Source organism: Acidovorax sp. HMWF029 (assembly GCF_003060895.1).
Lineage (GTDB): Bacteria > Pseudomonadota > Gammaproteobacteria > Burkholderiales > Burkholderiaceae_C > Acidovorax.
Window position 1 is genome coordinate 1 of record NZ_QAIH01000114.1, and the last position, 21,468, is coordinate 21,468.

The following is a 21,468-nucleotide window of genomic DNA, read 5'->3' on the forward strand; positions in this document are numbered from 1 at the left end:
CTCTCCGGCTGTGGCACCCGCCTGAACAAGGCTCCTGTGGAGGATCGGGGCACCTCCACATCCTCTGCGCCTGCGCAGGCTGGACAGCCTGGTGTAGTGGTCGCCACCCCCATCAAGCCATTGCCCGGCGCGGAGAATGCGGGTAAACCGGGTTATTACACAGTCAAGCCTGGGGATACCCTGATTCGCATCGGGCTGGAGTCCGGCCAGAGCTGGAAAGACCTTGCCCGCTGGAACAACCTCGAAAACGCCAACCTCATCGAAGTGGGGCAGGTTCTGCGTGTGGCGCCTCCCGCAGCCGTTGTGGCTTCTGACAATGGCGTGGTGACGCGGCCTGTGACCTCGTCTACCGTGGCGCCTGCACCGGCTGTGTCGGCTGCCAGCACTCCCAAGGCGCCAGCATCGGCGGCATCTGGCACCGTGGTGGCTGCGGCTCCCGCAACGCCAGCTCCAGCTGCGGCGCCCGCTGGGGAGGATGACATCGCCTTCATTTGGCCCGCTTCGGGATCGCTGATTGCGGGTTTTGACGAGGCGCGCAACAAGGGTTATGACATCGCTGGCAAGGCGGGTGAGCCCGTGCTGGCGGCCGCCGATGGCCGAGTGGTCTACGCTGGCGCAGGTTTGCGCGGCTATGGCAACCTGGTGATCCTGAAGCACAACAACACTTTCCTCACGGCTTATGCCCACAACCAGGCGCTGCTGGTCAAGGAAGACCAGGCTGTGCGCAAGGGTCAGAAGATTGCCGAAATGGGCAGCACAGACGCCGACCGTGTCAAGCTGCACTTTGAAATCCGCCGACAGGGTAAGCCGGTGGACCCCTCGCGCTACCTGCCAGCACGTTGATCCCTATGGTGGCCGGGCTACCGCACAGCGGCGATGGCAGTGTGGCCGGGGTGTCCGCTGAAGCGGGCGACGACCTGCTCGCCGAGGAATCGGAGGCGCTGGTCGAGGCCGGCAGCGAAATGCGCTACATGCTGGTGGCGGCTCCGCAGCATGCCGCCCGGCTCGACAAGGCGCTCGCAGACCTGGTTCCTGAGTTCTCCCGCAGCTACCTGCAGCAGTTGCTGGGGCAGGGGCTGGTCAGCCTCAATGGCAAGCCTGTCCTCAAGGCGTCCACCCGTGTCAAAGCGGGTGACCAGCTGGTGCTGGAGATGCGGCCTACGCTGCAAAGCCAGGCGTTCCGCCCCGAGCCCATGGCCATTGACGTGGTGTATGAGGACGAGCACCTGCTGGTTGTTAACAAACCCGCAGGCTTGGTGGTGCACCCGGCGCCAGGCAATTGGAGCGGAACCCTGCTCAACGGCTTGCTTGCCCGCGACGAGAAGGCCTTGCTGGTCCCTCGTGCTGGCATTGTGCACCGATTGGACAAAGACACTAGCGGCCTCATGGTGGTGGCGCGGGACCGCGCCACCATGGACGCGCTGGTGGCATTGATCGCCGAGCGCAAGGTAAAGCGCCAGTACCTCGCCCTGGCGCATGGCGCCTGGACAGGGGCTAAGAGTCGTTCGGTTGATGCACCCATCGGGCGCGATCCGCGCAACCGGTTGCGCATGGCCGTGGTGGACCTGGCCCTGCATGCGGGCAAAACTGCCCGCACCGATGTCCTGTGTTTGGACGGAGCCGATCAGGGCTGTTGGGTTCAGTGCACCTTGCACACGGGGCGAACCCACCAGATCCGAGTGCACATGGCATCGCTCAAGCACCCGCTTGTGGGCGACACCCTGTATGGCGGTGCGCCCTTGGGGGCGATGCAGCGCCAGGCACTGCACGCCTACCGCCTGGCCTTTGTGCACCCGGTAACGGGCAAGGCGCTGGAGTTCCATGCGCAGGCACCCGAGGACATGAAGCAGGCACTGTCTTCCTGGGGCCTGGGCTACAATGCGCCCTGATGGCCTTATCGGCCCGCTGCCCGAAGACGAAGTCCCGCCGGGCCCTCGCGTCGCGCCAACGTCCTTGCGCTGAGCGCCATTTTGACTGCCCCCTGCTGTTGATGTGACACCCGTTGCAACGCGTGGCACTTTTCCAGGAATCGCTGAACCATGAACACGGTGGATGCCAAAAGGGTCCTCGAAACTGCGCTGATCTGCGCGCAGCAGCCTGTGCCTGTGCGCGAATTGCGGGTGCTTTTCAATGATGCGCTGGGGTCTGACACGCTCAAACTCCTGCTGCAGGAGCTGCAGCAGGATTGGGCACAGCGCGGCGTGGAGTTGGTGCAAGTGGCCACGGGTTGGCGTTTTCAGAGTCGCCCCGAGATGCGGGAGTTTCTCGATCGATTGCACCCCGAGAAGCCTCCTCGTTACACACGGGCCACCATGGAAACGTTGGCCATCATTGCGTATCGCCAGCCGGTGACGCGGGGTGACATCGAGGACATCCGTGGCGTGACCGTCAACAGTCTGATCATCAAACAACTGGAAGATCGGGGCTGGGTCGAGGTCATCGGGCACCGGGAAACCGTGGGGCGTCCTGCTCTGTTTGCGACCACCCGCCAGTTTCTGGATGACATGGGCCTGCAGTCGCTGGACCAGTTGCCGGTTTTGGACGACCCCACTGGCAATGCGAATGTGCTGGAGGCCATGGCTGCTGCGGCCCAGGGGGTGATCGAGCCGGAACTGGAGCCGATGTTGGAGCCGCAACCGGTGTCGGAGCCAGAGCCCGAGGCGGTGGTTGTGGAGCCCGAGGCGGAGCTGCAGCCGCAGTCCGCCCCCGCCATCGCGGAAAGCGTGAGCCCACCGCTGGTGGACGATTTTTTTAATGACACGGAGACAGATCTCCGTGGCGACCATGTGGATACGGACGCCCCGGGTGGTGTCCAGGGAAATACTTGATGAACGATTCGACCCCCGACAATCCGGGCGCAACGCCCGAGGCTGGCGCTGCCGATGTGGCTCCTCCTGCAAAGAAGCCTGCTGCCAAGCGCGCGCCGCGCAAGAAGGTAGTGCCGGTTTCGGCAGAACAAGCCGACGCGGTAGCAGGGGGTTCGGAGGTGGCTCTGGTGACCTCTGCAGCAGAGGTGCAGGCCGAGTCTTCGAGTCCGGTCGAAGCGCCCGCTGGTGCCGAGCTGGCAGTGGCAGCAGAGCCCGCGACTGTCGGTTCACAGGCGCCTGGGGTCGATGGCGCCGCACTGGGTGGGGAGCGCAAGGGCCGGCCCCCAGCAGACCAGCGGGGGCGCCCGCCCCGTGCGGACGGGGGGGGGCGCGACAAGCGCAAGCCCGCGCCGGCGGTAGAGGGCTACCAATTCGAGGATGTGATCTCGGGTCGTTTTGACCAGGATGACGCGTCGGCAGATGTGCCCCCCGCCAAGCGGGTGCTGTTGCCTCAGGTGGAAACGCCCAAGCTGCACAAGGTGCTGGCCCAGGCGGGGCTGGGTTCGCGTTTGGAGATGGAGCAGCTCATCCTGGAAGGACGCATCTCGGTGAACAATGAGCCGGCCCATATTGGCCAGCGCATCCAGTTTGGCGACCAGGTCAAGGTCAATGGCAAGCCCATCCGCTACCGCATCGACCCGCCGCCAGCGCGGGTGATTGCGTATCACAAGCCAGTAGGCGAAGTCGTGACCCATGACGACCCGCAGAACCGGCCTACCGTCTTTCGCAAGCTGCCCCGGTTGATGCAGGGAAAATGGCAGTCTGTGGGGCGGCTGGATCTGAATACCGAAGGGCTGCTGCTGTTCACTAGCTCAGGCGAGTTGGCCAACAAGCTCATGCACCCCCGTTTTGGCCTGGAGCGTGAGTACGCGGTCCGTGTGCTGGGCGCGCTCAGCAATGAGGAAAAGCAGAAGCTGCTGGACGGTGTGCGTCTGGACGACGGCATGGCGTCGTTTGGTTCCATCGAGGACGGCGGTGGCGAGGGTTCCAACTGCTGGTATCGGGTCACTATCTCCGAAGGCCGCAACCGTGAGGTGCGGCGCATGATGGAATCGGTGGGGCATGCTGTGAGCCGCCTCATCCGCATCCGTTACGGCGCCATGGTGTTGCCCCGTGGCCTCAAGCGTGGGGCCTGGCTGGAGTTGGACGACAGCGATATCCGGGCGCTCGTCCAGGCGGCGGGTGCGGGGCGTGCTGAATCGGCTGAAGGCCGTGCAGAAGCGGGCCCGGCGGCTGGCGGACGCGGTGGCAATGGCAATGCGCGCAACCGGGGCCGTGGCGGCCCCCGAGGTGGGGATGGCCCCCGCCGGGACATCTCCCAGGGTGGCGGCGGTGCCGGCCCCCGTGGCCAGAAGCCTCGGCGTGACGGCGGCGGGCAAGGGCAGGGCGCGCGTGGCAACAATGCCGCGGGTGGCGATCGCCAGCGCGGCTCGGCCCAGCCCGATCCGATGAAAACCTCGGTGGGGTACATCGGGGTGGATAGCCTCTCGCGGCACCGCCAGGACAAACGCCGACCCGGAGGCGGTGGCCCCCGGCGTGGCGGCCGTTAATCCCTTGCCTGGCTTCCACGGTTAGAATCGAGGGCTTTGTCCAGTGGGCAAACTAATCACGGCAACATTAATCATTCAGGAAAATCAACATGGCTATCGAACGCACTCTCTCCATCATCAAGCCCGACGCAGTGGCCAAGAACGTCATCGGCCAGATCTATGCCCGTTTTGAAGCCGCCGGCCTTAAGGTCGTGGCTGCTCGCATGGTGCACTTGTCGCGCCTGGAAGCCGAGCAGTTCTACGGCGTGCACAAAGAGCGTCCTTTCTTCAAGGACCTGGTGGACTTCATGATCTCCGGCCCCGTGATGATCCAGGCCCTGGAAGGCGAAAACGCGATTCTGAAGAACCGCGAGCTGATGGGCGCCACCGACCCCAAGAAGGCAGAAGCCGGCACCATCCGCGCTGACTTCGCTGACAGCATCGACGCCAATGCCGTGCACGGCTCTGACGCTGCCGAAACGGCTGCTGTGGAAGTGGCATTCTTCTTCCCCGGCCTGAACATCTACTCGCGTTGATATGGTGATCCCCATGCCTGTTCCCGCAACCGTGGGATGTCTGCGCCATGGGGACGATTGCGCCCGGCCCTCCGGGAGGGCGGCGCAATGACCACCAACCTGCTGGAGTTTGACCTCGACGGCCTCGCAGCGTTCTGCGAGCAGCTGGGCGAGAAACGTTTTCGTGCGACCCAGCTGTTCCGCTGGATCCACCAGCGTGGCGCGAGCAACTTCGACGCCATGAGCGACCTGGCCAAGGCCCTGCGCGACAAGCTCAAGGGGTGTGCCAAGGTCGAGGCCCTGCCTGTTGTCTCCGAACATGTTTCGTCGGACGGCACGGTGAAGTGGCTGTTTGATGTGGGCGATGGCAATGCGGTCGAGGCCGTGTTCATCCCCGAGGATGACCGGGGCACACTCTGCGTGTCGTCACAGGCCGGTTGTGCCGTGGGCTGCCGTTTTTGCTCAACGGGGCACCAGGGTTTCAGCCGCAACCTGACCACGGGCGAGATCCTGGCTCAGTTGTGGTTTGCCGAACACTCCCTGCGCAAGCGCTTCAATACCGACGACCGCGTGATTTCCAACGTGGTCATGATGGGCATGGGCGAGCCGCTGCAAAACTACGCTGCATTGGTGCCCGCCTTGCGTGTGATGCTGGACGACCATGGCTATGGTCTTTCGCGTCGGCGGGTAACGGTGTCCACCTCGGGCGTTGTTCCCATGATGGATCGGCTCTCGCAGGACTGTCCTGTGGCTCTGGCGGTGTCCTTGCATGCGCCGAACGATCCCCTGCGCGACAACTTGGTGCCGCTCAATCGCAAATACCCGATCCAGGAGTTGCTCGAGGCCTGTGGCCGTTATCTTGCCCATGCGCCTCGCGATTTCATTACCTTTGAATACTGCATGCTGGATGGCGTGAATGACCAGCTGGAGCATGCGCTGCAGCTCATCGAGCTTGTCAAGCGCTCCGGGGTCCGCTGCAAATTCAATCTGATTCCTTTCAATCCGTTCCCCGCGTCAGGGCTCTTGCGCTCAGCGCAGAATCAGGTCCTTGCTTTTTCCAAGGTCTTGAGCGACGCCGGTATTGTCACGACAGTGCGCAAGACTCGGGGCGATGATATTGATGCGGCCTGTGGGCAGTTGGCTGGCGATGTCAAGGACCGCACCCGTGCCGCAGAGCGCATGGCAAAGCAGCGCACAATCGTGCTCAAACCGGTGACTTGATAAGCAGGCGATCGGCAAACTTCAAGGAGGCTCTACATGGCGGGATTGGTTGGACGCTGGCAGCATTTTGGCCGCTGGACACTCGCGGCATGCAGTGCATTGATTTGCATCGCGGCACTTCAGGGGTGTGCGGCCAACAATGCGGCAGCTCTGCGTGAATCAGAAGCAGATCTGGTGACACCCTCTGATGAGCCTGAATCCCGGCGCCGTGCCCGCATCCGGCTGGAACTCGCTGCCAACTACTTTGAGATGGGCCAGACGGCGGTGGCCCTGGACGAGGTCAAACAGGCCATTGCCGCAGACCCGTCCTATGCCGATGCTTTCAACCTGCGCGGCCTGATCTTCATGCGCTTGAACGACCTGGCGCAGGCAGATGACAGCTTCCGCCGTGCCTTGGCATTGCGGGGCAACGATGCCAACCTGTTGCACAACTACGGGTGGCTGCTGTGCCAGCAGCAGAAGTATGCGGATGCGGATCAGTATTTTGGTCGCGCGATTGCCAGCCCCACCTACATGGCGCGTGGCAAGACCCTGATGGCGCGCGGGCTATGCCAGTCCCGGGCGGGCCAGCTTGCAGAGGCGGAACAGTCGTTTCTGAAAGCCTATGAGTTGGATGCGGCAAACCCGGTGGTGGCATACCAGCTGTCCTCGTTGCTGCTGCGGCGCAATGAGTTGACCCGGTCGCAGTTTTATATTCGGCGCCTCAATAACAGCGAGTTGGCCAATGCTGAATCGCTGTGGTTGGGCATAAAGGTGGAGCGCGCCTTGGGCGACTCCGTGGCAATGCGGCAATTGGCAAGCCAGTTGCGCAAGCGGTTCCCGGATTCGCGGGAGATGGGTGCTTACGAACGCGGGGCTTTCAATGAGTGAGGTTGTGGAGAGTGGTGGGTTGACGGCGGGTGGATTGCTTCGGGAGGCCCGCCAAGCATCTGGAATGCATGTTGCAGCCTTGGCCGTGGCGTTGAAGGTGCCGGTCAGCAAGCTGGAGGCCCTGGAAGCCGACAACTTTACGGTGCTGCCCGATACCGTGTTTGTGCGGGCCCTGGCCTCCAGCGTCTGCCGCGTGCTCAAAGTGGATGCGGCTCCCGTTCTTGCCTTGTTGCCACAAAGTCCGAGTCCCAGCCTGGCTGCAGACAGCGCCGGGATCAATGCGCCGGTCAAGGGCCGTGTGGCCAAAACCATAGTGTCCTCGTCGTCGTTCTCCGGGAGCGGTTCTGCTTCGAGGTCCGTGGGGTTCGTGGTGCTGGCTTTGCTGGCCGGTGCTCTGGCTCTCTATTTCTTCCCCCGTGCCGAGGACCGCGCGGCATCCGGTTCAACGTCTGCTCCCGCGCTTGCTCCCGCCCCAGATGCCGTGCCGACCGGGGTGACAGAGGCGCCGGTGGCTGAGCGGCCTTTGGAGCACGCCCCTGCATCTGCCGCAGCTACGCCAGCCTTGGTTGCGGCTCCGGCTTTGCCTGCAGCGGTCACTGCAGCGCCTGCGACTGCTGCGGTGCCTGCGTCAGCACCGGCTGTGGTGGCCAGTGCGCCATCGCCTTCGGCTGACGCACCAGCGGGAACGCTGGTGTTGCGCGCGCGGAGTGAGTCCTGGGTTCAGGTGAAAGACGCCAATGGGGCTCTGGCCTTGCAGCGCAATTTGGCTGCAGGGGAGTCCGTGTCGGTGTCGGCGCAGCCCCCGCTGGCAGTGGTAGTGGGGCGCGCCGATGCTACGGAGGTGATGGTGCGTGGCAAGCCGTTCGACCTGGCTGCTGTGTCGCGCGAGAACGTAGCTCGTTTTGAGGTGAAGTAGCGTGCAAAACCCTTTGCGTGATTTTGGCCCTGTTGCGGTCGCTGCCCCTTTGCCCCGCCGTTCGCGTCAGGCAAAAGTTACCTGGGGCTCACGGGTCGTTACTGTTGGCGGCGATGCGCCAGTGCGTGTGCAGTCCATGACCAATACGGACACGGTCGATGCTATCGGCACCGCGATCCAGGTCAAAGAACTGGCCCAGGCTGGGTCGGAGTTTGTTCGCATCACGGTCAATACCCCGGAGGCCGCCGCCGCCGTGCCCTACATCCGTGAACAGTTGGACCGGATGGGCGAGAGTGTGCCGCTGGTGGGTGACTTCCACTACAACGGGCACCGTCTTCTGACTGAGTTCCCCGACTGTGCACAGGCGCTCTCCAAGTACCGGATCAACCCGGGCAATGTGGGCAAGGGCGACAAGAAGGACAAGCAGTTCGGCCAAATGATCGAGGCTGCCATGCGCTGGGACAAGGCCGTGCGCATTGGCGTGAACTGGGGCAGCCTGGACCAGGAGCTGCTCGCCAGCCTGATGGACGCCAACAGCCAGCGCGCACAGCCCTGGGAGGCGCGCCAGGTGATGTACGAGGCGCTGATCACGTCGGCCATCGAGTCGGCCCGGCTGGCTGAATCCATGGGCCTGAACGGTGACCAGATCATCCTGTCGTGCAAGGTCAGCGGTGTGCAGGATCTGATTTCCGTCTACCGCGAACTGGCGCGCCGGTGCGACTACGCGCTGCACCTGGGCCTGACAGAAGCGGGCATGGGCACCAAGGGTACGGTGGCTTCCAGCACGGCGCTGGGCATCCTTTTGCAGGAAGGCATTGGCGATACCATCCGGGTCTCTCTCACGCCCCAGCCTGGTGAAGCGCGCACGCAGGAAGTGGTGGTCGCCTCCGAGATCCTGCAATCGCTGGGCCTGCGCGTGTTCGTCCCCAGTGTTACGGCCTGCCCGGGGTGTGGCCGCACCACCAGCACCACGTTCCAGGAGCTGGCTAAGCAAATCGACGACTACTTGCGCGCACAAATGCCCGTGTGGCGGGTGCGTTATCCGGGTGTAGAGGGCATGAAGGTGGCTGTGATGGGCTGCATCGTCAACGGCCCTGGCGAGAGCAAGCATGCCGACATCGGCATCAGCCTGCCTGGCACGGGCGAAGCCCCGGCGGCGCCCGTGTTCATCGATGGTGAAAAGGCCCTCACGCTGCGCGGCGAACGCATTGCCGAAGAGTTCCATGCCCTCGTGGAGCAGTATGTCGAGCGCCGCTACGGCCATCAGTGATTGCTATAAAAATAATAGCTATCAACGTATTTCTATCAGGCGGTAGGGCCTGATTTGTTTCAAAAAAATACCAGGAAAATACCGCAGTGAGCAAAGTGCAGAAGCTGAGCGCCGTCAAAGGCATGAACGACATCTTGCCCGCCTCGGTGCCGCGCACAGAGAAGCTGCCGACGTCGGCGCGCTGGCAGTGGTTCGAGGCAGCAGTGCGCAAGGTGCTTGCCCGCTATGGCTACCAGTACCTGCTGACGCCCATCGTCGAGCCCACGGCACTCTTTGTGCGCGGGCTGGGGGAGGTGACGGACATCGTCGAAAAGGAGATGTACTCCTTCACCGACTCGATGAACGGCGACAAGCTCACCCTGCGCCCTGAGGCCACTGCCGGCATCGTGCGCGCGATGGTTGAGCACAACGCGCTTTACAACGGCCCGCTTCGCGTGTGGACACAGGGCCCCATGTTCCGCCACGAGCGTCCGCAAAAAGGTCGATACCGCCAGTTCAATCAGCTGGATGTGGAGGCATTGGGATTTGGCGGGCCGGACGTTGATGCCGAAATCATCTTGGTCGCCCGTGCGCTGTGGCGCGAGTTGGGCCTGGTGGAGGGCCAGCATGTGCGGCTCGAAATCAACAGCCTGGGCCAGCCCGCTGAGCGCCGCGAGCACCGCGAGGCCCTGATCCGCTACTTCGAGCAACACCAGGACCAGCTGGACGAAGAAGCCCGTCGCCGCCTGCACAGCAACCCGCTGCGTATCCTGGACAGCAAGAACCCGGCGATGCAGGCCCTGATCGAGGCGGCCCCGAAGCTCATGGATTTTCTGGGGGATGCCTCGCGTGCCCACTTTGACGCTGTGCGTGCCGCGCTGGAGGCCGTGGGTCTGGAATATCGCGTGAACCCGCGCCTGGTGCGCGGCATGGACTACTACAACCTGACCGTGTTCGAATGGGTGACCGACCAGCTGGGCTCGCAGGGCACGGTTTGCGGCGGCGGCCGCTACGACGGTCTGATCGAACAGCTGGGCGGCAAGAGTGCACCTGCCGTGGGCTTCGGCCTGGGCATCGAGCGCTTGTTGCTGCTGGCCGATGAGCTGGACCTGCCCATGCCTTCCGCTGCAGCCGATGTCTATGCCATTGTGCCGCCTGGCACGCCGTTGCCCACTGTCATCGTCGCGTTGGAGGCGCTGCGCACGGCAGGGCTGAACGTCGTGCAGCACGCCGGTGGCGCCGAGGGCGCGGGCAGCATGAAGTCACAGTTCAAGAAGGCCGATGCCAGCGGTGCGCGCCATGCGCTCATCTTTGGCGAGGATGAACTTGCGCGCGGCCAGATCACCGTCAAGGCCTTGCGCGACGGTAGCGGTGCACAGACCGAGCACGCCCTGGCCGATGTGGCGCAATGGGCAGCCACCCTACAATCCGTCGCTTAATCCGAATACAGAACCGCTGATTTTATGGCCAATCATCTCGATCTTGAAGAACAAGAGCAGCTTGACCAGCTCAAGCATTTTTGGAACACCTGGGGCACGCTGATCAGCTCGGTGGTGCTGGTGGTGGCAGGCAGTGTGGCCGCATGGAACGGCTACCAGTATTGGCAGAACCGCCAGGCCACCCAGGCGGCGGCGCTTTTTGACGCCGTGGATGTGGCAGCCCGTTCGGGCGACAAGACGCGCCTGGAACAGGCTTTTGGCGATCTGAAGTCCAAGTACGCAAGCACCACGCAGGCGGGCCAGGCCGGGCTGACCTTTGCCAAGGCCATGCAGGATGCGGGCAACGCCGATGCGGCAAAAGATGCGCTGGCCTGGGTGGCCGAGCAGTCGTCGGATGATGGTCTCAAGGCGTTGGCGAAGTTGCGACTGGCCAGCGTGCTGATGGACCAGAAGAGCTACGATGAGGCACTCAAGCAGGTGTCCGGCAGCTTCCCTCCCGAGTTTGCGGCGGTCGCGGCAGACCGCAAGGGCGATGTGCTACTCCTGCAGGACAAACGCCAGGAGGCCATTGCTGAGTACACCAAGGCTTACAAGGGCTTCGAAGAAAGCGTTGAATACCGTCGCCTGGTGGAGATCAAGCTCAACGCGCTGGGTGTGTCGCCGAAAGCTGCGACCGTGGCGGCTGCCGCATCGTCCGTAGAAACCAAGTAAGCACATGACATTGACTCCAAACGCGGTGTCTGGCCGCTCTTCATTCCTGCGTGGCACTGCGTTGGTGGTGTTGGCTGCGTCGCTGGCGGGCTGCTCGTTGTGGAGCGGTGGTGGCAGCGCAAAGCCTGTTCCTGCTGACCTGGGTGCAAATGTCGCTGTTCTGGGGGTCCGGCAAGCCTGGACGGCCCGCGTGGGCAACGTTGCTGGCCTTCCACTGGAAGTGCATACCCTGGGCAATATGGTCACCGTGGCTTCCTCCGACGGAGTGGTCGCAGCCATTGATGCCCGTACCGGTGGGGACGTCTGGCGCGCAGCGCTCGGCGAGTCGTTGTCTGCGGCTGTGGGCAGCGATGGCAAGTCGGCCGCCGTGGTGTCGCGCAGCAATGCGCTGATCGTGCTGGAGGCTGGCCGCGAGCGCTGGCGCGAAACCCTTGCCGCACAGGTCTTTACGCCACCTCTGGTGGCGGGTGGGCGTGTTTTTGTTTTGTCGGCAGACCGTTCGGTTTCCGCCTACGATGCCAGCACAGGGCGGCGCCTGTGGGCGCAGCAGCGCCCTGGTGAGCCCCTGGTGCTGCGCCAGGCTGGCGTGCTTCTGGCCGTGGGGGACACCCTGGTGGTCGGCTTGTCGGGCCGCCTGCTGGGCTTGAATCCTGACAATGGCAGCGTGCGCTGGGAGGCGCCTTTGGCCAGTGCACGGGGCACGAACGATGTGGAGCGCCTGGTCGAGTTGGTCGGGCGCACCAGTAAGGTGGGCGACAGCGTATGCGCGCGCTCGTTCCAGGCGGCGGTGGGTTGTGTGAACACGGCCCGGGGTTCCGTGGCCTGGACGCAGCCCGCCAGCGGTGCCGAAGGTGTCCATGGCGACGCGGATGCGCTGTTTGGTGTCGAAAGCAATGGCACGGTGGTCGCCTGGCGCCGCAGTGATGGCTCGCGCTTGTGGGGAAGTGATCGACTCAAGCACCGCAAGCTGACAGCGCCGCTGTTGCTGGGGCGCTCTGTTGTGATCGGTGACGACACCGGGTTGGTCCACTTGTTGTCCCGTACGGACGGCGCCCCCCTCAACCGCATTGCCACGGACGGGTCTGGCATTGCGGCAGCACCTGCCGTGGCTGCAGACACCTTGGTGGTTGTGACCCGCAACGGCAGTATTTACGGATTCCGTCCAGATTGATCGGTTGTATTCAATGAAGCCAGTTATCGCCCTCGTGGGGCGTCCGAATGTCGGCAAATCCACGCTTTTCAACCGTCTGACCAAGTCCCGCGACGCCATCGTGGCGGACTTCGCCGGGCTCACGCGTGACCGGCATTACGGCAATGGCAAGCAGGGCAAGCACGAGTACATCGTCATCGACACCGGGGGCTTCGAGCCCGACGCTTCGAGCGGTATCTATCGCGAGATGGCCAAGCAGACCCAGCAGGCGGTGGCCGAGGCCGATGTGGTGGTGTTTGTGGTCGATGCCCGCGCGGGCCTGTCGGCGCAAGACCATGACATTGCCAACTACCTGCGCCGCCTGAGCAAACCTTGTGTGCTGGTGGCCAACAAGGCCGAAGGCATGGTGCAGGGCGTGCAGTTGGCCGAGTTCTATGAGCTGGGGTTGGGCGAGGTGTATCCCGTGTCGGCAGCACATGGGCAAGGTATTCGTGGTTTGGTGGATCTGGCGCTGGCGCCTCTGCATTTGCCCGACCCCGACGAGACGGATGCTGCAGTCGACAAGGGTGTTATCAAGTTGGCAGTGGCGGGGCGCCCCAACGTGGGCAAATCCACGTTGATCAACACCTGGCTGGGTGAGGAGCGGCTGGTCGCTTTTGACATGCCGGGGACCACCCGCGATGCGATCACGGTGCCCTTTGAGCGCAATGGCCAGCGATTTGAGCTGGTGGACACCGCTGGTTTGCGGCGCAAGGGCAAGGTGTTCGAGGCAATTGAGAAGTTCTCAGTGGTCAAAACGCTGCAGGCGATTGAATCTGCAAACGTGGTATTGCTTTTGCTGGATGCCACCCAAGGGGTCACGGACCAGGACGCGCACATCGCTGGCTACATCCTGGAGAGTGGCCGCGCCGTGGTGGTTGCGGTGAACAAATGGGACGCGGTGGATGACTACCAGCGCCAGCAGCTGGAGCGTTCCATCGAGACGCGATTGACGTTCTTGAAGTTTGCTTCACTACATTTCATTTCGGCCAAGAAGCGCCAGGGCCTTGGCCCGCTCTGGACGTCCATCGCCCAGGCGCACCGGGCTGCTACCTGCAAGATGTCCACGCCGGTGCTCACACGCCTGCTTCTGGAGGCCGTGCAGTTCCAGAGCCCGAAACGAGCAGGCATGTTCCGCCCCAAGATGCGCTACGCGCACCAGGGGGGCATGAACCCCCCGGTGATCGTGATTCACGGGAATTCGCTGGAACACGTGACGGATGCCTACAAGCGCTTTCTGGAAGGTCGCTTCCGCAAGGAGTTTGACTTGGTGGGCACGCCGCTCCGAATCGAGATGAAGACCTCGCACAACCCGTTTGCCGACAAGGACGAGGGTTGAACAAAGTCGCGAATGGAGAAGGGCCATGTCATAGCCTGGCTGTGCGAGGCGCTGGCTGTGGTAAGGTGCTGGTTTACAACAACATTTTTTGAACACGGAGAATATCGTGAGCAATAAAGGTCAGCTTTTGCAAGATCCTTTCCTCAACGCACTGCGTCGGGAACATGTTCCAGTTTCCATCTATTTGGTGAATGGCATCAAGCTGCAGGGTCAGATTGAGTCGTTTGACCAGTATGTGGTGTTGCTGCGCAACACGGTGACCCAGATGGTCTACAAGCATGCGATCTCGACCATTGTTCCGGGTCGCGCAGTCAATTTTTCTACAGCTGAAACGCCCGATGCCGATAGCAGCAACCCTTGATTGGTTGCCGCTTGCTAACCGGTTTTGTTTTTTGAGTCAGGTGGTACAAAAGGGCAGCCCGCTTTGAATTCGGCTACGTCCCTTCAGGCAGGCATCGCTCCAGTATTGTTGGTGGGGGTGGATTTTGGTCTGCCCTACTTTGACGGTGAGTTAGAGGAGCTGGGTCTGCTGGCGCAAACCGCAGGTATGCAGCCTGTGGCCCGTATCACATGCAAGCGCAAGGCTCCGGATGCGGCGCTGTTTGTGGGTAGCGGAAAGGCTGATGAAATTCGTGCCTTGGCTCAGATGCATGGTGCTGTGGAAGTGCTGTTTGACCAATCCTTGAGTCCAGCCCAGCAGCGCAACCTGGAGCGCCATATCGAGTTGCCGGTCAATGACCGCACGCTGCTCATCCTTGAGATTTTTGCCCAGCGCGCGCGCAGCCATGAGGGGAAGCTGCAGGTTGAGCTTGCCAAGCTGCAGTATGTGAGCACCCGCCTCGTTCGTCGCTGGTCGCACCTTGAGCGTCAAACCGGCGGCATAGGTGCCCGTGGTGGCCCTGGCGAAAAGCAGATCGAGCTGGACCGCCGCATGATTGGCGACGCCATCAAGCGTACGCGCGAGCGCTTGGTCAAGGTCAAACGCCAGCGGTCTACACAACGGAGACAGCGCGAGCGGCGCGATACTTTCAATATCTCGTTGGTCGGCTACACCAACGCAGGCAAATCCACGCTCTTCAATGCCTTGGTCAAAGCGCGTGCCTATGCGGCTGACCAGCTGTTTGCAACGCTCGACACCACAACCCGCCAGCTGTACCTTGCCGATGCGGGCAGGTCGGTCTCATTGTCTGATACGGTGGGTTTTATCCGTGATCTCCCTCACGGGCTGGTGGATGCCTTCCAGGCCACGCTGCAGGAGGCGATTGACGCAGATTTGCTGCTGCATGTGGTGGATGCATCCAATGGCGATTTTCCTGAGCAGATGGCGCAGGTTGAACGCGTTCTGCAGGAGATTGGCGCTGCAGATATTCCACAGATCCTGGTGTTCAACAAGCTGGATGCGCTGACTGATGAGCGGCGCCCTCCTGTGGTGCAGGGCCAGTATGAAGTGGCCGGTCACCAGCTGCCCCGGTTGTTTGTGAGCGCCCGTTCGGGCGAGGGGCTTGACCATTTGCGCCATTCGCTAGCGACCAGGGTGCTGGCCACGCATTTGGACATGACCCCAGGTGACGCCGTTGAATTGCCGGATGCCATGCCTTGATTGGGCACAATGACGTACTGATTGACCCCATCTGAGAACCAGAGACTTTGCGCATGAATTTCCAAAACCGCACCCTACGCTGGGCTTTGCTGCCAGAACGTATCCGGGGCATGTTCAATCTGAATGATCCTCGCTGGGGTCGTGGTGAGGACAAGTCGGAAGAGGGGGGGCGTCCTGACGATCGGCAGGGAGGCTCACCCCAGAATGGTCCCCGTGGGGGCGACCAGCGCCCGGGCAACGGTCAGCAGCCTCCGGATCTGGATGAGCTCTGGCGCGACCTTAATCGTAAGCTGGGTGGCCTGTTCGGTGGCAAGAACGGCGGATCGCGCGGGCCTGGCAATGGTGGCGGGTCGGGGGGCGGCTTTCAGCCAGACATGAAGAGTGCCGGGGTCGGTGTCGGCCTGATCGCGGGCATTGTGTTTGTGATCTGGATGGGCACTGGCTTCTTTATCGTTCAGGAAGGCCAGCAGGCTGTCATTACCCAGTTTGGCAAGTACAAGAGCACTGTGGGCGCGGGTTTCAACTGGCGCTTGCCATACCCTATTGAGCGCCATGAGCTGGTTTTTGTGACCCAGATCCGCTCCGCTGATGTGGGCCGCGACACTGTCATCAAGAGCACGGGCCTGCGGGAGTCGGCCATGCTCACTGAAGATGAGAACATCGTCGAAATCAAGTTCGCCGTGCAATATCGCCTGAGCGACGCACGCGCCTGGCTGTTCGAAAGCAAGAACCCGTCGGACGCCGTGGTTCAGGCCGCCGAGACCGCTGTGCGGGAGGTGGTGGGCAAGATGCGCATGGACACGGCTTTGGCCGAAGAGCGCGACCAGATCGCTCCCCGCGTTCGCACGCTGATGCAGACGATTCTGGATCGTTACAAGGTGGGCGTCGAGGTCGTTGGTATCAACCTGCAGCAGGGGGGAGTGCGTCCGCCAGAGCAGGTTCAGGCATCGTTCGATGATGTTCTGAAAGCAGGCCAGGAACGTGAGCGCGCCAAGAATGAAGCGCAGGCCTACGCCAATGACGTGGTGCCGCGTGCGGTCGGGTCAGCCTCGCGCCTGAATGAAGAGGCGGCGGCCTACAAGGCACGCATCGTGGCCCAGGCGCAAGGTGATGCCCAACGCTTCTCGTCGGTGCTGGCCGAGTACCAAAAGGCGCCCCAGGTAACGCGCGATCGCATGTACCTGGACACCATGCAGCAGATCTACGGCAGTGTGACCAAGGTTTTGGTGGAGTCTCGCCAAGGCTCCAACCTGTTGTACCTGCCGCTCGACAAGATCATGCAGAGTGTGGCGAGTGGTGGTGCCGGGTCTCTAGATGCTCCTGCAACCAGTGCGGCGCCCGCTGCGGCGCCTGCTGCTCCGGCGGCCAATTTTTCCAATGATCCCCGGGCGCGTGATTCCAATCGCACCCGTGACCGTGAATCTCGCTAGGAGCCGTTCGTGAACAGAGTTGGATTTATTGCATCCACTATTTTGGTGGTGCTTGCTCTCATGAGTTCGATGCTTTTCGTGGTGGATCAGCGTCAGTTCGGGGTGCTCTATGCGCTGGGTCAGATCAAGGAAGTGATCACTGAGCCCGGCCTTAATTTCAAGCTGCCGCCACCGTTTCAGAACGTGACGTACATTGACAAGCGCTTACTGACCTTGGACAGCACGGACACTGAGCCCATGCTGACGGCTGAGAAGCAACGGGTGGTGATCGACTGGTACGTGCGCTGGCGCATTTCCGAGCCTACGGAGTACATCCGTAACGTGGGCCTAGATGAGAGCGCAGGCGCCATGCAACTCAACCGGGTGGTGCGCAATGCCTTCCAGGAAGAGATCAACAAGCGCACGGTCAAGGAGCTCCTTTCCGTCAAACGCGAAGCCTTGATGGCAGACGTGAAGCGTGAAGTACTCGACACAGTCCGCGGTGCAAAGCCCTGGGGCGTGGACGTGGTGGATGTTCGTATCACCCGCGTGGACTATGTAGAGGCGATCACGGAATCCGTGTATCGGCGCATGGAAGCGGAACGCAAGCGTGTGGCCAATGAGCTGCGGTCCACCGGTGCGGCCGAGGGTGAAAAAATCCGTGCCGACGCCGATCGCCAGCGCGAGATCACTATCGCCAATGCATACCGGGATGCCCAGAAGGTGAAGGGTGAAGGTGATGCCGAGGCGGCGCGCATTTACGCAGATGCTTTTGGCCGTGACCCGCAGTTTGCGCAGTTCTACCGGAGCCTGGATGCATACAAAGCCAGCTTCAGCAAGAAGAGCGATGTCATGGTGCTGGACCCCTCTTCGTCCGATTTTTTCAAGGTCTTCCGTGGTGGTACATCTACTACTGCGCCCCAGGCTGCTCCTCGCAAGTAATACGCTTAGGTGCTGAGTGGTGGGTGTGACCTGGGAGAACCTGTGGACTGCGTTGGCACTGGTCCTACTGATTGAAGGCTTACTGCCCTTCTTCTCACCACAAAGCTGGAAGCGCACGGTCCAGCAGATTGCCCAACTGCAAGATGGCCAGATACGCTTTTTCGCGTTACTGGCCATCATTGCAGGCCTGTTGATGCTTTGGCTCTAACGGTTGTCATTGGGCGTTGCTAGAGATTCTTTGGGTGTCCTTGGTGGGTGCCGGTAGAATCACGGTTTTAACAGCCTCCCCTTTTCTCCATGTCTGCTTGGGTCCTTCCGGATCACATTGCCGATGTCTTGCCGTCTGAAGCGCGGCACATCGAAGAATTGCGTCGCGGGCTGCTTGATACAGCCCGTTGTTATGGCTATGAGTTGGTGATGCCCCCCTTGATGGAGCACCTTGAGTCGCTCTTGACGGGCACGGGCGAAGCGCTGGACCTCCAGACTTTCAAGCTCGTCGATCAACTCTCCGGCCGTTCCATGGGGCTGCGGGCCGATACCACGCCCCAGGTCGCCCGTATCGATGCGCACCTGCTCAATCGTAAAGGGGTAACACGCCTGTGTTACTGCGGTCCCGTGCTGCACACGCGTCCTGATCGCCCCCATGCCACCCGTGAGCCACTCCAGTTTGGCGCCGAAATTTACGGCCACGCTGGTGTGGAGGCTGATCTGGAGGCGTTGCAACTCGCGCGTGAATGCCTGCGGATCGCCGAGGTCCGTGACACCACGGTTGACTTGGCGGATGTTCGCATCGTCCGCAACCTCCTTGCAGGTGTTTCGGTGAGTCCGCAGTTGCTGAGTGCGATCCACGCAGCGTTGGCGGCGAAAGATGCCCAGGAGCTGGGTGCGCTGACCCGTGAATTCCCAGTCGAGTCCAGGGAAGGCTTGTTGGCCTTGCTTCAACTCTACGGTGATTCGTCCGTGCTGGTTGAAGCCGAAAAAGCCCTTCACCGCGTGCCTGGCGTACCAGAGGTGCTATCAAATTTGAAGTGGCTGGCGTCGCGCTTGGAAGGCGCAACGGTCACCTTTGATCTGGCGGACCTGCGTGGCTATGCCTACTACAGCGGTGCCCGGTTTGCGATTTACGCGCGTGGTGCCAGCGACGCGTTGGTCCGCGGTGGCCGCTACGACGAGGTGGGCGCGGTGTTTGGGCGTAACAGGCCGGCTGCTGGATTCAGTCTGGACATCAAGCAGGTGGTAGGGGTGGTGCCTCCTCGTGCATTGAAAGCCGCCATCCGCGCTCCCTGGGGTGAGGGGGCGGATGTGCATGCTGCGATCTCTGCTCTGCGCTCTGCAGGGGAGACGGTCGTTTGTGTTTTGCCGGGCCACGGGAGCGAAGTGGATGAGTTCCACTGCGACCGTGAACTGGTCCAGGTCGCGGGCCGCTGGGTCGTGCAGGCTGTTTGAGCAATTGTCATTTGAATTGGGTTTGAGATGAAAGCAACCAAAGGTCGCAACGTAGTGGTGGTCGGTACCCAGTGGGGCGACGAAGGCAAAGGCAAGTTGGTCGATTGGCTGACGGAAAGCGCTCAAGGTGTTGTGCGTTTTCAAGGCGGGCACAACGCAGGCCACACGCTGGTCATCAATGGCGTGAAGACCGCACTGCATTTGATCCCTAGCGGCATCATGCGCCCGGGAGTCAAGTGCTACATCGGCAACGGTGTGGTGCTCTCTGCAGCGAAGTTGTTCGAAGAAATCGAAGGTCTGGAAAAAGCCGGTGTCGAGGTTCGTTCGCGTTTGCGGATCAGCGAAGCTTGTCCGCTAATCCTGCCTTTTCACGCTGCGATCGATGTAGCCCGTGAGGCTGCGCGTGAGCAGGGTGGCACTGAGAAGATCGGCACCACGGGCCGTGGCATTGGTCCTGCCTATGAGGACAAGATCGCCCGCCGTGCCCTGCGCGTGCAGGACTTGAAGTACCCTGAGCGTTTTGCAGCCAAGCTGCGTGAACTGCTGGACCTGCACAACCACGTGCTCACCACCTACCTGGGCTCCGCCAAGTTCGTTTTTGGCGATGCGCTCAAGCCTTACATCCAGGACGGCAAGGTGCAGTTTGACGTGGTCTATGCCGAAGCCATGCGCCATGCCGAGTTGCTTAAGCCCATGATGGCGGATGTATCGCGCGAGTTGAATGAAGCTAACAAAGCGGGCGCTAATCTCCTGTTTGAAGGTGCGCAAGGCACACTGCTCGATGTGGACCATGGCACGTATCCCTATGTCACGTCGAGCAACTGCGTGGCGGGGAATGCGGCTGCGGGTTCTGGCGTGGGGCCCGGCATGCTGCATTACATCTTGGGCATCACCAAGGCTTACTGTACACGGGTGGGTGGCGGTCCTTTTCCCACAGAGCTGGATTGGGAAGTCCCCGGAACTCCCGGGTATCACATGAGCACTGTGGGCGCTGAAAAAGGTGTGACCACGGGCCGTAGCCGCCGTTGCGGCTGGTTTGATGCCGCGCTGTTGAAACGCAGTGCGCAGGTCAACGGCCTCTCGGGCCTTTGCATCACAAAGCTGGATGTGCTCGATGGATTGACTGAGCTGCTGTTGTGTACAGGCTATGAGCTGGATGGCGAACGCATTGATCTACTGCCCATGGGGGCGGATGACATTGCACGCTGCACGCCCATTTACGAAGTATTGCCGGGCTGGAGTGAGACCACAGTGGGGGTGACGGATTACGCAAAGTTGCCTGAAAGCGCTCGGCGTTATCTGGAGCGTATTGAGCAAGTCACTGGCGTTCCCATCGACATGATTTCAACCAGCCCGGATCGTGACCACACGATCATGATGCGTCACCCCTATGTCGCGAACTAACCTCCTTCGGGGTTACCTTGTCTCTGTAGTCTTAGCAGCCACCACTTATTCAGGAGCCATTCCATGTTGACCGAAGACGGCAAACACCTCTATGTCAGTTACGACGAGTACCACAGTCTCATCGAGAAGTTGGCGCTGAAGGTGCACCAGTCAGGGTGGGCGTTCGATACGATTTTGTGCCTCGCCCGCGGCGGTCTGCGTCCCGGTGACATCCTGAGCCGCATTTTTGACAAACCGCTGGCTATCATGTCCACCAGCTCTTATCGAGCCGAGGCTGGCACTGTGCAGGGTCATCTCGACATTGCGCGCTTCATCACAACCCCTAAGGGTGAGATTGCTGGAAAAGTGCTGCTCGTGGATGACCTAGCGGACTCTGGGCACACACTCCATGCGGTCATTGACATGCTCAAGACCAACTACGCACCAATCACTGAGCTGCGCAGCGCAGTGATTTGGACCAAGGGGCTGTCTACGTTCACGCCAGACTACTCTGTGGAGTTCTTGCCGACGAATCCCTGGATCCATCAGCCGTTTGAGGGTTATGACAGCCTTGGCCCTGAAAAGCTTTTGGAGAAGTGGCGGGTTTGATCGGGTGTGAAGAATTTCTGGGGGGGCCAACTGAACTCCCTCCAATCTGTGCTATAGTCGAGGGCTTCGCTTCTGAGGCGCTTGACCTGACGATCTGATTGTTTGGTGTTGTGCCTGGTTGCTGGTGGTGATGCTCTTTTTGGGTTGTGCTGCTGGTGATTGAAGGGGGTGAAGAAAAGTTTTGGTTTTGTGTCTGGGTGCTTAAAACTCGGTATAGAATACAAGGCTTCGCTG

The 21,468-nt window shown here is 61.6% G+C and carries 21 protein-coding genes; all 21 read left to right on the top strand.

Annotated elements, in window-relative coordinates; translation table 11 throughout:
* Positions 1 to 843 (top strand): peptidoglycan DD-metalloendopeptidase family protein (locus DBR12_RS07825; protein ID WP_108616736.1); only part of this gene is annotated, 843 nt, incomplete at its 5' end.
* Between the two features lie 5 nt (positions 844 to 848).
* Entirely contained in the window at positions 849 to 1,889 is a 1,041-nt protein-coding gene (locus tag DBR12_RS07830) for an RluA family pseudouridine synthase (RefSeq protein WP_108616737.1), read from the top strand.
* Between the two features lie 150 nt (positions 1,890 to 2,039).
* Entirely contained in the window at positions 2,040 to 2,828 is a 789-nt protein-coding gene (scpB, locus tag DBR12_RS07835; protein WP_108616738.1) for an SMC-Scp complex subunit ScpB, read from the top strand.
* Positions 2,828 to 4,417, top strand: a complete 1,590-nt coding sequence (locus DBR12_RS07840; protein WP_108616739.1) for a pseudouridine synthase — start codon at positions 2,828 to 2,830, stop codon at positions 4,415 to 4,417. Before scpB ends, DBR12_RS07840 begins: the two co-directional genes overlap by 1 nt.
* 89 nt (positions 4,418 to 4,506) lie before the next feature.
* Positions 4,507 to 4,932 (top strand): nucleoside-diphosphate kinase, encoded by a 426-nt coding sequence (gene ndk, locus DBR12_RS07845; RefSeq protein ID WP_063463230.1) that lies wholly within the window; start codon positions 4,507 to 4,509, stop codon positions 4,930 to 4,932.
* An 87-nt stretch (positions 4,933 to 5,019) separates the two neighbouring features.
* Complete coding sequence (rlmN, locus tag DBR12_RS07850) at positions 5,020 to 6,132, top strand: 23S rRNA (adenine(2503)-C(2))-methyltransferase RlmN (RefSeq protein WP_108616740.1); 1,113 nt, start codon at positions 5,020 to 5,022, stop codon at positions 6,130 to 6,132.
* Between the two features lie 36 nt (positions 6,133 to 6,168).
* Positions 6,169 to 7,002, top strand: a complete 834-nt coding sequence (gene pilW / locus DBR12_RS07855) for a type IV pilus biogenesis/stability protein PilW (RefSeq protein WP_108616741.1) — start codon at positions 6,169 to 6,171, stop codon at positions 7,000 to 7,002.
* Positions 6,995 to 7,918 carry a helix-turn-helix domain-containing protein gene (locus DBR12_RS07860; protein ID WP_108616742.1) on the top strand — a complete coding sequence of 308 codons (924 nt, stop codon included), beginning with the start codon at positions 6,995 to 6,997 and terminating at the stop codon, positions 7,916 to 7,918. Before pilW ends, DBR12_RS07860 begins: the two co-directional genes overlap by 8 nt.
* A gap of 13 nt (positions 7,919 to 7,931) precedes the next feature.
* Entirely contained in the window at positions 7,932 to 9,188 is a 1,257-nt protein-coding gene (ispG, locus tag DBR12_RS07865; RefSeq protein WP_108616751.1) for a flavodoxin-dependent (E)-4-hydroxy-3-methylbut-2-enyl-diphosphate synthase, read from the top strand.
* A 122-nt stretch (positions 9,189 to 9,310) separates the two neighbouring features.
* The gene (gene hisS / locus DBR12_RS07870) at positions 9,311 to 10,606 is read left to right on the top strand and encodes a histidine--tRNA ligase (protein ID WP_108616752.1); all 1,296 of its coding nucleotides are present in this window, start codon (positions 9,311 to 9,313) and stop codon (positions 10,604 to 10,606) included.
* 24 nt (positions 10,607 to 10,630) lie between these two features.
* Positions 10,631 to 11,317: a tetratricopeptide repeat protein gene (locus tag DBR12_RS07875; protein WP_108616743.1), complete on the top strand. Its 687-nt coding sequence runs from the start codon at positions 10,631 to 10,633 to the stop codon at positions 11,315 to 11,317.
* A gap of 4 nt (positions 11,318 to 11,321) precedes the next feature.
* Positions 11,322 to 12,488 (top strand): outer membrane protein assembly factor BamB, encoded by a 1,167-nt coding sequence (gene bamB, locus DBR12_RS07880; protein WP_108616744.1) that lies wholly within the window; start codon positions 11,322 to 11,324, stop codon positions 12,486 to 12,488.
* A gap of 13 nt (positions 12,489 to 12,501) precedes the next feature.
* Complete coding sequence (gene der, locus DBR12_RS07885) at positions 12,502 to 13,845, top strand: ribosome biogenesis GTPase Der (protein WP_108616745.1); 1,344 nt, start codon at positions 12,502 to 12,504, stop codon at positions 13,843 to 13,845.
* A 106-nt stretch (positions 13,846 to 13,951) separates the two neighbouring features.
* A complete protein-coding gene (gene hfq / locus DBR12_RS07890) occupies positions 13,952 to 14,206 on the top strand; it encodes an RNA chaperone Hfq (RefSeq protein ID WP_063463238.1) in 255 nt (84 codons plus the stop codon).
* 63 nt (positions 14,207 to 14,269) lie between these two features.
* Entirely contained in the window at positions 14,270 to 15,445 is a 1,176-nt protein-coding gene (gene hflX / locus DBR12_RS07895) for a GTPase HflX (RefSeq protein WP_108616746.1), read from the top strand.
* A 53-nt stretch (positions 15,446 to 15,498) separates the two neighbouring features.
* Complete coding sequence (hflK, locus tag DBR12_RS07900; RefSeq protein ID WP_108616747.1) at positions 15,499 to 16,875, top strand: FtsH protease activity modulator HflK; 1,377 nt, start codon at positions 15,499 to 15,501, stop codon at positions 16,873 to 16,875.
* A 9-nt stretch (positions 16,876 to 16,884) separates the two neighbouring features.
* Positions 16,885 to 17,796 carry a protease modulator HflC gene (gene hflC, locus DBR12_RS07905; RefSeq protein WP_108616748.1) on the top strand — a complete coding sequence of 304 codons (912 nt, stop codon included), beginning with the start codon at positions 16,885 to 16,887 and terminating at the stop codon, positions 17,794 to 17,796.
* Between the two features lie 25 nt (positions 17,797 to 17,821).
* Positions 17,822 to 18,004 (top strand): DUF2065 domain-containing protein, encoded by a 183-nt coding sequence (locus DBR12_RS07910; RefSeq protein WP_108616753.1) that lies wholly within the window; start codon positions 17,822 to 17,824, stop codon positions 18,002 to 18,004.
* 89 nt (positions 18,005 to 18,093) lie between these two features.
* Positions 18,094 to 19,242: an ATP phosphoribosyltransferase regulatory subunit gene (locus tag DBR12_RS07915; RefSeq protein ID WP_108616749.1), complete on the top strand. Its 1,149-nt coding sequence runs from the start codon at positions 18,094 to 18,096 to the stop codon at positions 19,240 to 19,242.
* Between the two features lie 27 nt (positions 19,243 to 19,269).
* Complete coding sequence (locus tag DBR12_RS07920; RefSeq protein WP_108616750.1) at positions 19,270 to 20,646, top strand: adenylosuccinate synthase; 1,377 nt, start codon at positions 19,270 to 19,272, stop codon at positions 20,644 to 20,646.
* Positions 20,647 to 20,709: 63 nt separating this feature from the next.
* Positions 20,710 to 21,234 (top strand): phosphoribosyltransferase, encoded by a 525-nt coding sequence (locus DBR12_RS07925; RefSeq protein WP_063463243.1) that lies wholly within the window; start codon positions 20,710 to 20,712, stop codon positions 21,232 to 21,234.
* The last annotated feature ends 234 nt before the right edge of the window (positions 21,235 to 21,468 follow it).

Coding starts and splice junctions, on each gene's coding strand:
- DBR12_RS07830 (WP_108616737.1), top strand. CDS start 849: ATGGTGGCCGGGCTACCGCACAGCGGCGATGGCAGTGTGGCCGGGGTG.
- scpB (WP_108616738.1), top strand. CDS start 2,040: ATGAACACGGTGGATGCCAAAAGGGTCCTCGAAACTGCGCTGATCTGC.
- DBR12_RS07840 (WP_108616739.1), top strand. CDS start 2,828: ATGAACGATTCGACCCCCGACAATCCGGGCGCAACGCCCGAGGCTGGC.
- ndk (WP_063463230.1), top strand. CDS start 4,507: ATGGCTATCGAACGCACTCTCTCCATCATCAAGCCCGACGCAGTGGCC.
- rlmN (WP_108616740.1), top strand. CDS start 5,020: ATGACCACCAACCTGCTGGAGTTTGACCTCGACGGCCTCGCAGCGTTC.
- pilW (WP_108616741.1), top strand. CDS start 6,169: ATGGCGGGATTGGTTGGACGCTGGCAGCATTTTGGCCGCTGGACACTC.
- DBR12_RS07860 (WP_108616742.1), top strand. CDS start 6,995: ATGAGTGAGGTTGTGGAGAGTGGTGGGTTGACGGCGGGTGGATTGCTT.
- hisS (WP_108616752.1), top strand. CDS start 9,311: ATGAACGACATCTTGCCCGCCTCGGTGCCGCGCACAGAGAAGCTGCCG.
- DBR12_RS07875 (WP_108616743.1), top strand. CDS start 10,631: ATGGCCAATCATCTCGATCTTGAAGAACAAGAGCAGCTTGACCAGCTC.
- bamB (WP_108616744.1), top strand. CDS start 11,322: ATGACATTGACTCCAAACGCGGTGTCTGGCCGCTCTTCATTCCTGCGT.
- der (WP_108616745.1), top strand. CDS start 12,502: ATGAAGCCAGTTATCGCCCTCGTGGGGCGTCCGAATGTCGGCAAATCC.
- hflK (WP_108616747.1), top strand. CDS start 15,499: ATGAATTTCCAAAACCGCACCCTACGCTGGGCTTTGCTGCCAGAACGT.
- DBR12_RS07915 (WP_108616749.1), top strand. CDS start 18,094: ATGTCTGCTTGGGTCCTTCCGGATCACATTGCCGATGTCTTGCCGTCT.
- DBR12_RS07920 (WP_108616750.1), top strand. CDS start 19,270: ATGAAAGCAACCAAAGGTCGCAACGTAGTGGTGGTCGGTACCCAGTGG.
- DBR12_RS07925 (WP_063463243.1), top strand. CDS start 20,710: ATGTTGACCGAAGACGGCAAACACCTCTATGTCAGTTACGACGAGTAC.